Here is a 13,654-nt window from a genome sequence, read left to right on the forward strand (position 1 = left end):
CTCCCTGGATGTCGTCCCCGCGAAAGCGGGGACCCATAGCCACCGGCCTCTCAATTTGAAAAGATGGCCGGAAGGCTCCTTCCAACCAGCAGGCCTTCGCGATTATGGGTCCCCGCTTTCGCGGGGACGACATAGTATGCTCCGCCAATGATCGCTCCCAACCTCCCCGCCGAACTCAAAGCCGCGTTGACCCGCAAGGCGGAAGGCCTGTCGCGCAACGACGCCGCGCAGCGCGCGGACACCATCTCGCGGACCTATCGTGACGGCGGCGGCTCCGGCGGCATCAGGACAGGCGACGACGCTCTCGCCTATGCGCTGGCGCGGATGCCGGCGACCTATGCGGCGGTTGCCGCGAGCCTCAATGCCTTCACGGAGGTCAATCCGGACTTCGCACCTAAGAGCCTGCTCGATATCGGCGCTGGCCCGGGGACCGCGACATGGGCGGCAAGCGAAGCCTTCCCCTCGCTCAATACTTTCACCTTGCTCGACGCCAACACGGCGCTGCGCGACCTCGCGGCCGAACTGGCGCAGTCACACCCGCGGCTCGGCGCGATGAGCTACAACTCCGGCGACGCGCGCAAACTGCTCACTGCTTCGCCCGAGGCGGATCTGGTCGTCGCAAGCTACGTGATCAACGAGTTGAGCGCGAGCGAGCGCTCGGCATTGGCCGATGCCATGTGGGCGAAAACGCGCGACACGCTGGTGGTCGTCGAGCCCGGCACGCCGGCGGGATATGCGCGCATCATCGATCTGCGCGCGCGGCTGATCGCCAAGGGCGCACATGTGATCGCCCCCTGCCCGCACGATGCAGCATGTCCACTGACCAAACCCGACTGGTGTCATTTTACGCAACGGCTGCAGCGATCGCGCGCGCATAAACACCTCAAGGGCGCCGACCTTCCCTACGAGGATGAAAAATTCAGCTATGTCGTCCTGTCACGCACGCGTCCTGCGCTGCGGCCGACGCGCGTGCTGGCACAGCCGCAGGTGACCAAGATCGCGGTGACCGCAAAAATCTGCACGGCCGACGGGATAGAAGCCGCGAGCATCCCGCATCGCGACAAATCTGCATACAAGCGCGCGAAAAAATGGGACTGGGGCGACGCGGTTTTTCCCGCCGGGAACGGCGGACCGGAATAATTTCGCCACGCCGGAGTTTGTCCTGATGACGCGTTCGCGTCCGACGCAATATTCATCAGGAGTCAAACAGCGATGTCCAGAACATTCGCCGCGATTGCGGCTGTCTCTTTCATGCTCGCATCATCCGCAGCTTTCGCGCAGGCGGCGAAGGTCGCAGATACTCCGGCAGGCAAGACCTATGTCGATGCCAAGGGCATGACGCTCTATACATTCGACAAGGACAGCGTCGGCAAGTCGGCCTGCAACGGTCCCTGCGCCACCAACTGGCCGCCGCTGATGGCCGCCGCGGACGCCAAGGCCTCGGGCGACTGGACCATTGTCACCCGCGACGACGGCAGCAAGATGTGGGCCTACAAGGGCAAGCCGCTTTACACCTTCGCGAAGGACACCAAGCCCGGCGACACCACCGGCGACGGCTTCCTCAACGGCGCATGGCACATGGCCAAGCCGTAAGCGAATTAAGTCTTGTCGTCCCCGCGCAGGCGGGGACGGCCAGTCGGGAGATTGAAGGCGCCGTCCGTTTTCAAAGGACCCGCTTATTTCAGTTCATATTTGAACCATCCCTCCTTGAAGGCGACCAAATAGCGCGACATCTGCGTCGCGGGCCCTGCCGCGCGCCGATCTTTTCGGCTAGGTTCGGCGCATTCGTCGTCCTCAAGGAGTTTTCCCTCATGTCGTCCGGCTGGATTTTACTCGGTGCCATCGTCGTCATCGCGCTGTTCGTGTTCGGCGCCTACAACCGGCTGGTCGCGCTGGCGCAGCGCGTGTCACAGGCGTTCGCCGACATCGACGTGCAGCTCAAGCAGCGCCACGACCTGATTCCGAACCTGGTCGAGACCGTCAAAGGCTACGCCACCCACGAGCGCGGTACGCTGGAAGACGTTATCAAGGCCCGAAACGCCGCCATGTCCGCTCAGGGACCGGCGCAGGTGTCGGCAGCGGAAGGCCAGCTCGGCGCGGCGCTGGGCCGCCTGATCGCCCTGTCGGAGGCCTATCCGGACCTCAAGGCCAACGCCAATTTCCAGCAGTTGCAGAGCGAACTGTCGGACATCGAAAACAAGATCGCCGCCAGCCGCCGCTTCTTCAACAATGCGGTTCAGGAATACAACACCGGCATCCAGCAACTGCCGGCCGCCCTGTTCGCCGGAGCGCTCGGGTTCACCAAGAAGGATTTCTTCGACCTCGGCGAGCAGCGCGGTCAGCTCGAACAGGCGCCGTCGGTCAAGTTCTGATCGCCTGACACCGAAAACGACGAGCAGCGCATCATGGCCGCGTACGGTCTCTACACGCACATCGCATCGAACAAGGTTCGTTCGATGCTGCTGCTCGGCGGCCTGTTCCTGCTCGTCTACGTGATGGTGTTCGCCGGTGCGCTGCTGGCGGAGGTCGCGCTCAACAGCAACCGTCCGTTCGAGGCGTATGTTACCCTCGCCGGGCGCGACCTCATCAAGGCGTTTCCCTTCGCCACTATCGGGGCCGCGCTCTGGATCGTGATCGCCTATTTCTTTCACCAGAACATCATCGATGCGGTGACGGGCGGGCATGACGTGACGCGGCAGGAACAGCCGCGGCTCTACAATCTGCTCGAAAATCTCTGCATCTCGCGCGGCATTCCGATGCCGAAGCTCAAAATCGTCGACAGTCCCGCGCTCAATGCCTTTGCTACCGGTCTCAACCGCAGCCAGTATGCGATCAGCGTCACCACGGGCCTGATGAAGGCGCTCAACGACCGGGAGATGGAAGCCGTCCTCGGCCACGAACTGACCCATATCCGCAACGGCGACGTGCAGCTGCTGGTGATCGCCGTCGTCATCGCCGGCGTGATCGGCTTTTTCGCGGAACTGTTTTTCCGCATCTTTTTCAACTCGGGCGTCCGCTACAGCGGCGGTGGGCGGTCCTCGTCGTCATCGTCCGACGGCGACAAGAAGGGCGGCGGCGCCTTCGCCATCGTGCTGCTGGCGATTGCCCTGATCGGCCTCGCGTGGGGCCTGTCGCTGGTGGTGCGTTTCGCCCTGTCGCGCTCGCGCGAACTGCTGGCGGATGCGGGTTCCGTCGAACTCACCAAGAACCCGGACGCCATGATCTCGGCGCTGCGCAAGATCGAGGGCCGCGGCGAACTGCCAGGTGCGACCTCCGCCGTGATGGAAATGTGCATCGACAATCCGCGCGAGGGCTTCGCCGACCTGTTCGCAACCCACCCCTCGGTCGATTTGCGGGTCAAGGCGCTGGTGAAGTATGCCGGCGGCCACGATCCCGGCCCGATGCCGCTGCCGGGCGGTGATGCTGAAACCGGCGATAACGCACCCCAATCCGGGGATACCTCACCTGAAGCACGGCCGGAGCCTCCACATACCGGACCATGGGGCAGTTCCCCGCAGCCGACGCCGTCTCCGGCGGGCTCGATTCTCGGGCCATGGGGCCGCCGATAAGCCTCGGCATTAACGAAGCCGTTGTTTATTAAGCATAACAGCGTCGTCAAGAATTGAATTATCCCTCGATTCTGCCATGTTCCGGCGGAAAGCAGGCTAAGCTCCCGTCGTCAGGCGGACGTGTTTAGCGCGTAAAGGGGTCTTATGGCGAAACCGGCAGTGATCGTAGTGGGCGCGGACAAGGGTGGGGTCGGCAAGACCACCGTTTCGCGCACCGTTCTCGACTATTTCAGCGCAAACAACATCCCAACCCGCGCCTTCGATACCGAATCGCCGCGCGGCACGCTGATGCGCTTTCATCCCGACATCACCCAGATCGTCGACGTCACCTCGACGTCCGATCAGATGAAAATCTTCGATACGCTGAATTCATCGGGCACCAGCGTGACCGTCATCGACGTCCGCGCAGGACTGTTGTCCCCCACCCTCGCGGCACTGCGCGACATCGGCTTCCTCGACGCCGCCCGCTCCGGCCAGATCACCTTCGCCGTGTTCCACATTCTCGGCCCGTCGATCGCCTCGCTGGACGAGATCGCCGAGACCGCGAACTTCATGGACGGCGCGAAATACTTCCTGGTGAAGAACTTCATCAACAACACCAGCTTCTTCGAGTGGGACCAGGCGACCTACAACTCGTATTTCCACCGCATCAAGAACGCCACCGAGATCACGATTCCGAAGCTGAACGAAATGGCCTACGAGCAGGTCGAAGTCGCCTCGGTGCCGTTCCTCAAGTTCGTCGCCAACAAGGGGACGAAGGATGAAGCCGCCAACTACTCGTTCGTGCTGCGCGGCTATGTCCGCCACTGGCTGGGCAATGTGTGGGGTGAGTTCGACCGCATCAAGCTGACCGAGATCGTCGGCTCGAAGGACAAGTCAGCCACATCTCGCGCACCGACAAGCGAGATCTAACCGTCTGACTGCCGGACATCGCGCCGATGCGCCGCACGCCTGTTTATATCGTCTGCTCGCCCCGCCCTGCGGTGGGCAAGACGCTGATCGCGCGGGCGCTGACCGAGTTCCTCGTGCTTCAGCGCGGCGCGGTGACCGCTTTCGATATCAACCTGCGCGAGCCGTCGCTGCTGAACTATCTCCCCGGCGTCACCGAGACTGCGCTGATCAGCGACACCTTCGGGCAGATGGCGCTGATGGACCGTCTTATCGTCAATGACGGGGTGCCCAAGGTGATCGACCTCGGCTTTCACGCCTTCGACGATTATTTCAAGCTCATCGCGGAAATCGGCTTCATGAAGGAAGCGGACCGGCGCGGCGTTGATCCGATCGTCCTGTTCATCCCAGACCGTGACCGCGCCTCCAGCGTCGCATGGACGATGCTGCGCGAGACGTTCCCGAACGCCGCCATCGTGCCGGTCGAGAACGAGCATGTTCTGTGGGGACCGTTGCCGAGAGAATTCGCCCGCGTGCGCCCGTTCAAGGTCGCGGCATTGCCTGCGTTCCTTAAGTCGATCATCGGCCGGCTGAATTTTTCATTCTCGCATTACCTGCGCACCAACAAGGATCAGTCGTCAGAACTGCATCAATGGGTACGCACCAACTACACGCGCTTCCGCGAGCTGGAGCTGAACCTGATCCTGCACAAGTTGGGCTGATTCAGTAATAGATGCTTCCGGGCGCGCCGCCGCCCGCCGCAATCGCATCGCCATTGATGGCGATCGACTTTGGCGACGCCAGAAATGCGACGATGTGGCCGATCTCCTCGGCCGTCACCAGACGGCGGATCGTGTTGAGATCGTTCATCGCCTTCTCGACTTCGGCTTCCGTCTTCTTCGTGAGCCCCGCGCGCCACGCGATCACGCCCGGCGTCTTCTCGGTCCGGGTCAGACCGGGATGAACGCAGGTCACATTGATGCCGCGAGGTCCCAGTTCATCGGCGAGATTCTTGGTCAGCGCCGCCACGCCGACATTGCGGATACTGCCGACGGTGGTGCCAGTCTGACGCGCGCCAAGCCCGCTGATATTGATAATGCGGCCCCAGCCCTGCTCCGTCATCAGTGGCGCGACTTCTCGGGCCATGCGCAGATAACCCATGACCTTGACGTTAACATCGCTCCAGAACATTTCGTCGGTGATCTCGCTCAGCGACGGCGGCTTGGCCTGACCGCTCGGCTGCGCCGCGCTGTTGACCAGCACATCGATCCGGCCAAAATCCGAGCGAATCGCGGCGACAGCGGCGCGCACCGCATCGTCCTTGCCGGTGTCGGCCGCATAGGCGCGCACCATGCGGCCCGTCTCACTTGAAATTTCCGAGGCTGTCGCCTTCGCCGCTTCAACATCGCGACCGACGATCGCGACATCCATGCCCTCGCTTGCGAGCGAGCGCGCAATCGCCTTGCCTATGCCGCGCGTGCCGCCGGTAACGACTGCGATTTTACCCGTGAGCTGAAGATCCATCTGCCGCCCCTTGTGTTTCAGAGCATCTTCTGACGGCTACCGGATTGCACCTAGCCGGATGCCTCAATGACCGTCGAATGTCATCAGCGTCCGCACCGACACATCCATCGCGCGCAGCTTCGCCGCACCGCCAAGTTCCGGCAGGTCGATGATAAAGCAGGCAGCGACCACATCGGCGCCGATCTGGCGCAGCAGCTTCACCGCGCCTTCCGCCGTGCCACCGGTCGCGATCAGATCGTCGATCAGGATGACGCGTTCACCGGGCTTGATGGCGTCGGCATGCATCTCCATCTCGTCGAGGCCATATTCCAGCGAGTAGGCGATACGCACCGTGGTATGCGGCAGCTTGCCCTTCTTGCGGATCGGCACGAAGCCAGCAGAGACCTGATGCGCCACCGCGCCGCCGAGAATGAAGCCGCGCGCCTCCATGCCCGCGACCTTATCGATCTTGGAGCCGGCCCAGGGCTGCACCAGCTCATCGACCGCGCGGCGAAACGCCCAGGCATTGCCAAGCAGCGTGGTGATGTCGCGGAAAACAATGCCGGGCTTCGGATAGTCGTGAATGGCGCGGACGGTGGCTTTCAAATCGTCTTCGAGAGTCATTGTTTGTCTAATCCGGTTGAACCAAAGAATTCGTCATTGCGAAGAGCGAAGCGACGAAGCAATCCAGACCTCTCGTTTCCGCGCACTGGATTGCTTCGCTGCGCTCGCAATGACGGACACATATCAACTCGCAGGCCGGCCGAGCCTGAATGCATTTTCCACAATCCGCAGTCCGACATTGCCTTCCAGCGACATCAACGACTCGGGATGAAACTGCACGCCGCCGACCGGCAACGTCTTGTGCTCGATGGCCATGGCGATGCCGTCCTCGGTGCTGGCAGTGACCTCCAACACGTCCGGCATGCCGACGCGATCCACATAGAGCGAGTGATACCGTCCGATCACCACTTCATTGGGCAGATTGCCCATCAGTGTGCCGCCGCGCACCTGAACGCGCGAGGGCCGTCCATGCGCAGGAGTGGACAATTGCCCGAGCTTGCCGCCGAAATATTCGCCGATGGCTTGCACGCCGAGACAGACGCCGAACACCGGCAGCTTCTTGTCCAGCGCCGCGCCAATGAATTTCGAGATGCCGAAATCCTCAGGGCGGCCGGGGCCGGGCGACAGCACCAGAAGGTCGTAGCTGTCCTTCTTCAGCATCTCGAGCGCGTGATTGTGCCGCGTAACGCTGACGGTCGCGCCGACCTGACGGAAATAGTCCGCCAGCATGTGCACAAACGAATCCTCGTGATCGATCAGCAGTACTTTCTTGCCGGAGCCGGTGGCGTCCGGCGCGAACGCCGACAACGGCTTCGCCGGATCGCCGCGCAGCGCCTGAAACAGCGCCGCAGCCTTGGTCTGGCATTCCTTCTCTTCCGCGACAGGATCGCTGTCGAACAGCAGCGTCGCGCCGACGCGCACTTCGGCCAGACCGTCCTTCATGCGGATGGTGCGGATGGTCAGACCCGTGTTGATGCTGCCGTCAAAACCCAGAAATCCGAGCGCGCCGGCATACCAGCGCCGCGACGAGCGCTCGTGGTCCTCGACGAACTGCATCGCCCACAGCTTCGGCGCACCGGTCACCGTGACCGCCCATGCGTGGGTCAGGAAGCCGTCGAGCGCATCGAAACCTGGGCGCAGCATGCCTTCGACATGATCGACGGTGTGGAACAGCTTCGAGTAAGTCTCGATCTGCCGCCGCGCCAGCACCTTGATTGTGCCCGGCTCGCAAACGCGCGCCTTGTCATTGCGGTCGACGTCGGTGCACATGTTGAGTTCGAATTCGTCTTTCTGCGAATTCAGCAACTCCTGAATCTGTTTGGCATCGCTGATGGCGTCGACGCCGCGCGCGATGGTGCCGGAGATCGGACAGGTTTCGATCCGCTTGCCGTCGGAACGCACGAACATTTCCGGCGACGCCGCCACCAGAAACTCGCCATCGCCGAGATTGATCAACGCGCCGTAAGGCGACGGGTTGATCTTGCACAGACGCTGGAACACTTCCGCCGGCGTGCGCTCGCAAGGCTCGGCAAACAATTGCCCCGGCACCGCCTCGAACAGATCGCCGCGTGCGAACGCCTGACGCGCCGTCTCGACAGTGGCCTGATAGACGCCGGGCGCATGATCGGCGAAGCCCTCGCGCTTGGTCTTGGCGTAGACGCTTGGCGGCGTTTCGCGGTCCAAGCCCTTGGTGGACTGGCCGCCGAACGCAAACTCATAGCTCAGGATTACGCCGCGCCCGGTGGCGCGATCGTAGGCCAGGATACGATCCGGAATGTAGAGAACGATGTCGCGCTGGTCCTTCTCGCGCTCACGCTTCTGCACAAGGTCTTCGAACTGGAACACCAGATCGTAGGCGAATGCGCCGAACAGCCCGAGCAGTCCGTCGCTTGGCGAATTGAATGCCGCGATAATGTCGCGCACCAGCGACACCACCGACGAACGTCGCGTGCGCTGGTCCTCGTCAACCGGCGCATCGCCGCGCACGATATGACCCGCAAGGCGCGTCGCGCTCTTCCCGGTGATGACGGCGCAGGGCTCTTTCAGGGTCTCAGCGAGAAACGCCACCAGCACCTTGCCGCGTGCATTCAGCGCTTCGATAAAGAAATCCGTGCCGGTGGATTCCAGCCGCAGCGGCGGATCGGAAAAGCCGAGGTCGAAGCTTTCGTAGCGGCCAGGCACCGTGGTGCCCGACGACAGCACCACGCCACGGCTGGTATCGAGCTGCTCGATCAGCCGATCGAGCGCCGCGCCGCCAGTGAAATGCTCGACGGAACGGGCCACATCGAGGCCGCGGGCGGTCCGGTATTCGCTCTGCGCGGGAAGCGCGAAAACTGTCCTGTTCATCTGGTCCTCTTACGAGACTTGCTGGAGGAACGCCACACAGGACAAACGAAAAAAGGCCGTCGCTCTGCGATGACGGCCTCGACGATTGTTCATGAAATAAATCGCACCGGCCACCTTTAGAAGGTGCGCCACCAAAGACGGGCTGGGCTGGACAGGGTGCTCATGGCGGGCAAAACATCACTGCCGGGGGGCGATGTCAAGACCTAGTGCCCTGAATCCGAAGTTCGCTTCACTCCGCAGCACCTTCCGTAGCGAACTTCGGATTCAAAGGGGCACTAGAAAATTGTGATTCTAGTGTGGTTTCGGTTCGCAAGTCCGCAGATGAACGCGCTGGAGAATGAGGCGGACTTGCGAGCCACCACACTAGGCCTGCTTCACAAAGACCGTCAGCTTGTGCTCCCCTACATTCTCCTCGATCGGCGCCCAGCCCTGCCGGGTGTAGAACCGCCGCCTCTCCTTCTGGGCGCACAGATAGACCCGCCGGAAACTGAGTGCGAAGGCCTCGCTGACCGCGCGGCCGACCAGTTCCGTGCCGATCTCCTGCATCCGGTACTTTGGATCGACCCAGACCGCCGCCACCCAGGGCGAGTATTGGGGGCGATCCTCGAGGTCTGAGGCAATAACCGATGCCGTGCCCAGAAAAGTATCGCCCCTGTGCGCCACCAGCGCAAAAGGGATTGGCAACGGCGTCATATTCTCCTGCAATCGCCCGGCGATGTAGTCCACCGGGACGCCTTGCTCCTTCCACCATGCCCGCCAGATGCGGTCAGCAACAGCGTCAAAGAACGCTGGCTGCTGCCGCAGGTCGGAGATGGTGAAGCTCACCCCAGATGTTTCCTGAAAAAGTCGGTCGCGCGGCCCCAGGCCAGCTCGGCAGCTTCCCGGTCATGCACCGACATCCGCTGCTCGTTGACGAAGGCGTGGTCAGCATCATATCGGAAGAACTCGGAAGTCTTTCCGGCGGCCTTCAGACCCTTCTCGAACGCATCGACCACCTGCGGCGTGCACCAATCGTCGCGGTTGGCGAAGTGGCCCTGCAGCGGAATCTTGACGTCAGCGGGCTTAGCCGCCTGCTCCGGCGGAATACCGTAGAACGCAACGCCCGCCGCCAGTTCAGGAATCCGGGTTGAACCGATCACCGTGACCGCACCGCCGAGACAGAAACCGGTGAGGCCGACCTTGGCGCCGTTGCGGGCGAGATACTGCGCCGCGCCGCGGACCGTCTGTGTCGTGGCATCCATGAAATCGAGAGAGTTCATCTCCTTGTTCGCGGCGTCGGTGTCGTGATACGGCACCACCACGCCGTTGTAGAGATCGGGCGCCAGCGCATCGAAACCGGCTACCGCGAAGCGATCGCACAGACCCTTGATCTGGTCCTGCAGACCCCACCATTCCTGAATGACGACGACGCCCGGCGCGTTGCCGCGCGCGGCGTTGGCGAGATAACCCTTTGCTTCCTTGCCGTCGGGACGTTTGAACGTGATCGCTGTACCCATAATGTCCTCCGATATTTTCTGATGCTTTATACCGCGGGCGAAGCGACGCTCAAGCTCGCGATGGCCTTCTGAAGATCACGTTTGTATTGCAGGAAGTCGACGAAAATTCCGTGTTCCCCGCGATCCTTGTTCGGCAGCCGGGCAAAAAATGCGGCAATCCTTTCCCGGAAATCCGCCGTCGTGTCGGGGTTTTCCGTTTGCGCCTTGATGTAGGCGGCGATCAGATCGGTCTGCAGCGCGCGGCCCGGCCAGCCAACGCCTGCACCTTCCAGCAGTCCCGCGACGTAGAGACCGTTCGGGCGTGACGGAAAAATGTTGAGGTAGAGACGCGGTGCGCCCTTTTCCGGTTGCCAGTTTAGTTCGGTGAGGTCTTCGAGAAACGGAAACGTGATCTCGTAGCCGGTTGCGAGCAGCACAAGATCGACCTGATCTTCCTGCCCATCGATGAAGACAACCGTGTCGTCGCGAAATTCCTTGATCGGCTTGCGCAGCGTGACGTCGCCCTGCCCCAGATGCTGGAGCACAAGGGAGTTCACGATCGGCGTCTTGTCGTAAAGCCGATGCTCCGGCTTCGGCAGGCCGAACCGCTCCGGCGGCCCCACCAGAAACCGCAGGATCGGCTCGTGCAGCATCGAGCGCAATCGCTTGGGAATGATGAAACGCTTCGGCTTGTGATTGCCCTCGTCGGCCGGCTTTCCCGCAAGGAATTTCGGCACGAAGTGATTTCCGCCGCGAACGCTCCATAGCACCTGCTTGGCGCGGTGAATCGCATCGACGACGATGTCGCAGCCGGTATTGCCCATCCCGACGACGAGCACACGCTTGCCCTCGAAAATATCGGCGGTCTTGTAGTCCTTCGCGTGCATCAGCTTGCCGCTGAAGTCGCCTGGAATCTTCGGCATCAATGGATCGCTGAGATGCCCGTTGGCGAAGATCACGCTCTCATAATCGTCGGTGGTGCCGTCATTAAAAGTCGCGAGCCAGCTTCCGTCGCGCTGTTCGATGGTGCGTACGCCGGTGTTGAAGCGGATCGAGGGATAAAGATCGAAATGCTTTGCGAACGACTTGAAGTATTCCGATATGCGCTCGTGACCCGGATAGGCGGGCCAGTCTTCCGGCATCGGGAAATCCGCATAGGCCGTGGTGCGCTTGGAGGAAATCAGATGGGTTGAAGCGTAGACCGCGCTGGGCTCGGCGCCGTAGAGCCACTGCCCGCCGACATCGGCGTTCTTCTCCACGCACTTCACCGGCAGATCGGCCTGCTTGAGACTCCTGACAGCGGCAAGGCCCGCCGGCCCCGCGCCGATAACGAGCGTCGTCATGTCTCTCGCTCCGCCCGGCCATCGCGATAACGCTCGAACACCTTGCGCGCGTCATAGCGCGGCGTGAAACCGAATTCGGATTTCAGCTTGTCGTTGGACAGTACCGGCCGGTACTGGATGAACTTGGCGTGTCCCGGCCCGAGCTTGGTGACGCGCAGCAGATGCAGCAGCCACAGCGCAAACTTCAGCAGCGCGGGCGGAATGGATACGTAGGGCCGGTGATTGAGTTCAGCGATTTCGCGCAGGCTCAGCGTCCCTTCGCCGGCCAGATTATAGGTGCCAGGCTTCGGCTGGCGCACGGCCAGCGCCAGAGCTTCTACCACATCGCTGTCGGCGATCAGCGAGAACGGCGTCGCGGTGCCGCTGACGCCCATCACCACCGGCCGCTCGAAGATCGCGGTGATCTGGTTGTTGGTGGTCGGCCCGAGCACCGTGCAGGGCCGAAACACCGTCTGATGAAGATCGGGATAGAGATCATGCCACTCGATCAGCATTTCCTCGACCTCGCGCTTGTTGCGCGCATAGGGAAAATCCGCGTTGCCGCGCAGCGGATCGCTCTCGTGCAGCGGCACCGGATTGTCGGCATGATAACCGTAGGCCGAGCCGCTTGACGTGACGATCAGGTGTTCAACACCGGCATCGAGTGAGGATTGCAGCACATTCTTGGTGCCGAGCACGTCGATTTCCCAGTCGCGCTGCGGATCGCCGCCGACCGCGACGACGGACGCGAGATGCACGACGGTCTGCGGGCGATGCGACTGGAAAAGGTCCCTGAGCGCGGGATCGCGAATATCCCCGGTCAGATACGTGACGTTGGGGAGACGTTCATGGGCGACGACCTCGCGCATATCGAGCGCGATGATCTCCGAGTTTGTATTGGCGCGCGCGAGTTCTGCGATCAGCGACTTGCCGATGAAGCCCGCAGCGCCGGTGACCAGCACGCCGCCGTGCATGGCATATTGTCCTGAGTGAGCTTCGCTCATTCTGCCGTGTCCGTCCGTGCGATCTGGCTTTCGCCTCGCGGATGCGGATCGCGGCGCTTCCACCACGCCGCCAGCGCCCACCCGGAAATCAGATGCCAGACGCCCCACCCCGCCGCGACCAGCGCCGCGCCGCCAACGCCGTCGAACTGGTTGAGGATCAGCGCAAGGCCGAGCCCCGAATTATGCATACTGACCTCAATGGTCATCGCCCGGGTGTCATAATCGCTGAGGCGCAGCAATTTGGCGGTGCCCCAGCCAAGCCCGATGGCGATGGCGTTATGCAGTACAACGAACGGCAGGATCGATTGCACGAAGGTCGTGAGATAACGCGCGTTGGTGAAGATCGCGCCGCCGATGAACGCGACCAGAAACAGAAACGACAGGATCTGCAGCGGACGGCGGAGTAGATGGCCGAGGCGCGGCCAGTAGTGCACGGTCGCGAGGCCCAGCGCCATCGGAATGCCGAGGATAGCCATGGTCGAGCCGAGGAACGACAGCGGCTCGATGCTCACCTGTCGCAGCAGCGCCGCCGTATCGGGGTTAAGCGCGGCCCAGAACAGGATGTTGAGCGGCGTCGTGACGATGGCAAGCAGGCTCGACACGCCGGTCATGCTGATCGACAGCGCGGTGTTGCCCCGCGCCATATGCGTGATCAGATTGGAGATGTTGCCGCCCGGGCACGCGGCCACCACCATCATGCCGAGTGCGATGCTGGGCTGCGGCTTCAGCAGCATGGTGATCGCCCATGTCACCGCAGGCAGCACCGCAAGCTGCGCCAGCAGGCCGGAGAGAGGCGCGATCGGCCTGCGAAACACTTCGATGAAATCGTCGATCCGCAGATCGAGTGCGACGCCATAGATGATCAGCGCAAGCACGCCGCCAAGGACAAGCTGCCCCGTCGGATTGATGTTGAGCAGAATGTCGTCGATCGGTGCGACCGTCATGTGTCCCTCAACCCCAGGCTGCCAAGGTTAGTTGAGCCG

The 13,654-nt window shown here is 62.3% G+C and carries 14 protein-coding genes; 6 read left to right on the top strand and 8 right to left on the bottom strand.

Annotated features, from left to right (window positions below):
- Window positions 1-147: 147 nt before the first annotated feature.
- From BN32_RS13010 to BN32_RS13035, 6 genes are all read left to right on the top strand, one after another.
- Window positions 148-1,140: a small ribosomal subunit Rsm22 family protein gene (locus BN32_RS13010; protein WP_019198651.1), complete on the top strand. Its 993-nt coding sequence runs from the start codon at window positions 148-150 to the stop codon at window positions 1,138-1,140.
- 72 nt (window positions 1,141-1,212) lie between these two features.
- The gene (locus tag BN32_RS13015) at window positions 1,213-1,593 is read left to right on the top strand and encodes a COG4315 family predicted lipoprotein (protein WP_019198652.1); all 381 of its coding nucleotides are present in this window, start codon (window positions 1,213-1,215) and stop codon (window positions 1,591-1,593) included.
- Between the two features lie 218 nt (window positions 1,594-1,811).
- A complete protein-coding gene (locus BN32_RS13020; RefSeq protein WP_019198653.1) occupies window positions 1,812-2,372 on the top strand; it encodes a LemA family protein in 561 nt (186 codons plus the stop codon).
- 33 nt (window positions 2,373-2,405) lie between these two features.
- Window positions 2,406-3,569, top strand: a complete 1,164-nt coding sequence (locus BN32_RS13025) for a M48 family metallopeptidase (RefSeq protein WP_019198654.1) — start codon at window positions 2,406-2,408, stop codon at window positions 3,567-3,569.
- A gap of 144 nt (window positions 3,570-3,713) precedes the next feature.
- The gene (locus tag BN32_RS13030) at window positions 3,714-4,481 is read left to right on the top strand and encodes a P-loop NTPase family protein (protein ID WP_019198655.1); all 768 of its coding nucleotides are present in this window, start codon (window positions 3,714-3,716) and stop codon (window positions 4,479-4,481) included.
- Window positions 4,482-4,507: 26 nt separating this feature from the next.
- Window positions 4,508-5,179, top strand: coding sequence for a P-loop NTPase family protein (locus BN32_RS13035; RefSeq protein ID WP_019198656.1), 672 nt, complete (start codon window positions 4,508-4,510; stop codon window positions 5,177-5,179).
- Window position 5,180: 1 nt separating this feature from the next.
- Here the strand turns inward: BN32_RS13035 and BN32_RS13040 are convergent, their stop codons facing one another.
- The 8 genes from BN32_RS13040 to BN32_RS13075 all read right to left on the bottom strand — a co-directional run bounded on the left by BN32_RS13040 (window position 5,181) and on the right by BN32_RS13075 (window position 13,615).
- The gene (locus BN32_RS13040) at window positions 5,181-5,981 is read right to left on the bottom strand and encodes an SDR family NAD(P)-dependent oxidoreductase (RefSeq protein ID WP_019198657.1); all 801 of its coding nucleotides are present in this window, start codon (window positions 5,979-5,981) and stop codon (window positions 5,181-5,183) included.
- A gap of 63 nt (window positions 5,982-6,044) precedes the next feature.
- The gene (locus BN32_RS13045) at window positions 6,045-6,584 is read right to left on the bottom strand and encodes an adenine phosphoribosyltransferase (RefSeq protein WP_019198658.1); all 540 of its coding nucleotides are present in this window, start codon (window positions 6,582-6,584) and stop codon (window positions 6,045-6,047) included.
- Between the two features lie 123 nt (window positions 6,585-6,707).
- On the bottom strand, window positions 6,708-8,870 hold the full coding sequence (locus BN32_RS13050; RefSeq protein ID WP_019198659.1) for an anthranilate synthase component I: 2,163 nt from the start codon (window positions 8,868-8,870) through the stop codon (window positions 6,708-6,710).
- 363 nt (window positions 8,871-9,233) lie between these two features.
- Entirely contained in the window at window positions 9,234-9,695 is a 462-nt protein-coding gene (locus BN32_RS13055) for a GNAT family N-acetyltransferase (protein ID WP_019198660.1), read from the bottom strand.
- A complete protein-coding gene (locus BN32_RS13060; RefSeq protein WP_019198661.1) occupies window positions 9,692-10,366 on the bottom strand; it encodes a dienelactone hydrolase family protein in 675 nt (224 codons plus the stop codon). The genes BN32_RS13055 and BN32_RS13060 overlap by 4 nt, the downstream gene beginning before the upstream one ends.
- 26 nt (window positions 10,367-10,392) lie before the next feature.
- Window positions 10,393-11,688, bottom strand: a complete 1,296-nt coding sequence (locus BN32_RS13065; RefSeq protein ID WP_019198662.1) for a flavin-containing monooxygenase — start codon at window positions 11,686-11,688, stop codon at window positions 10,393-10,395.
- On the bottom strand, window positions 11,685-12,671 hold the full coding sequence (locus BN32_RS13070) for an SDR family oxidoreductase (RefSeq protein ID WP_040425686.1): 987 nt from the start codon (window positions 12,669-12,671) through the stop codon (window positions 11,685-11,687). Before BN32_RS13070 ends, BN32_RS13065 begins: the two co-directional genes overlap by 4 nt.
- Window positions 12,668-13,615 (bottom strand): bile acid:sodium symporter family protein, encoded by a 948-nt coding sequence (locus BN32_RS13075; RefSeq protein ID WP_019198664.1) that lies wholly within the window; start codon window positions 13,613-13,615, stop codon window positions 12,668-12,670. Before BN32_RS13075 ends, BN32_RS13070 begins: the two co-directional genes overlap by 4 nt.
- Window positions 13,616-13,654 lie beyond the last annotated feature (39 nt).

The sequence above is a fragment of the Afipia birgiae 34632 genome (assembly GCF_000308295.2).
In the GTDB taxonomy this organism is placed as follows: Bacteria; Pseudomonadota; Alphaproteobacteria; order Rhizobiales; family Xanthobacteraceae; genus Afipia; species Afipia birgiae.

Coding starts and splice junctions, on each gene's coding strand:
- BN32_RS13020 (WP_019198653.1), top strand. CDS start 1,812: ATGTCGTCCGGCTGGATTTTACTCGGTGCCATCGTCGTCATCGCGCTG.
- BN32_RS13070 (WP_040425686.1), bottom strand. CDS start 12,671: ATGAGCGAAGCTCACTCAGGACAATATGCCATGCACGGCGGCGTGCTG.
- BN32_RS13075 (WP_019198664.1), bottom strand. CDS start 13,615: ATGACGGTCGCACCGATCGACGACATTCTGCTCAACATCAATCCGACG.
- BN32_RS13060 (WP_019198661.1), bottom strand. CDS start 10,366: ATGGGTACAGCGATCACGTTCAAACGTCCCGACGGCAAGGAAGCAAAG.
- BN32_RS13045 (WP_019198658.1), bottom strand. CDS start 6,584: ATGACTCTCGAAGACGATTTGAAAGCCACCGTCCGCGCCATTCACGAC.
- BN32_RS13025 (WP_019198654.1), top strand. CDS start 2,406: ATGGCCGCGTACGGTCTCTACACGCACATCGCATCGAACAAGGTTCGT.
- BN32_RS13065 (WP_019198662.1), bottom strand. CDS start 11,688: ATGACGACGCTCGTTATCGGCGCGGGGCCGGCGGGCCTTGCCGCTGTC.
- BN32_RS13050 (WP_019198659.1), bottom strand. CDS start 8,870: ATGAACAGGACAGTTTTCGCGCTTCCCGCGCAGAGCGAATACCGGACC.
- BN32_RS13040 (WP_019198657.1), bottom strand. CDS start 5,981: ATGGATCTTCAGCTCACGGGTAAAATCGCAGTCGTTACCGGCGGCACG.
- BN32_RS13015 (WP_019198652.1), top strand. CDS start 1,213: ATGTCCAGAACATTCGCCGCGATTGCGGCTGTCTCTTTCATGCTCGCA.
- BN32_RS13030 (WP_019198655.1), top strand. CDS start 3,714: ATGGCGAAACCGGCAGTGATCGTAGTGGGCGCGGACAAGGGTGGGGTC.
- BN32_RS13035 (WP_019198656.1), top strand. CDS start 4,508: ATGCGCCGCACGCCTGTTTATATCGTCTGCTCGCCCCGCCCTGCGGTG.
- BN32_RS13010 (WP_019198651.1), top strand. CDS start 148: ATGATCGCTCCCAACCTCCCCGCCGAACTCAAAGCCGCGTTGACCCGC.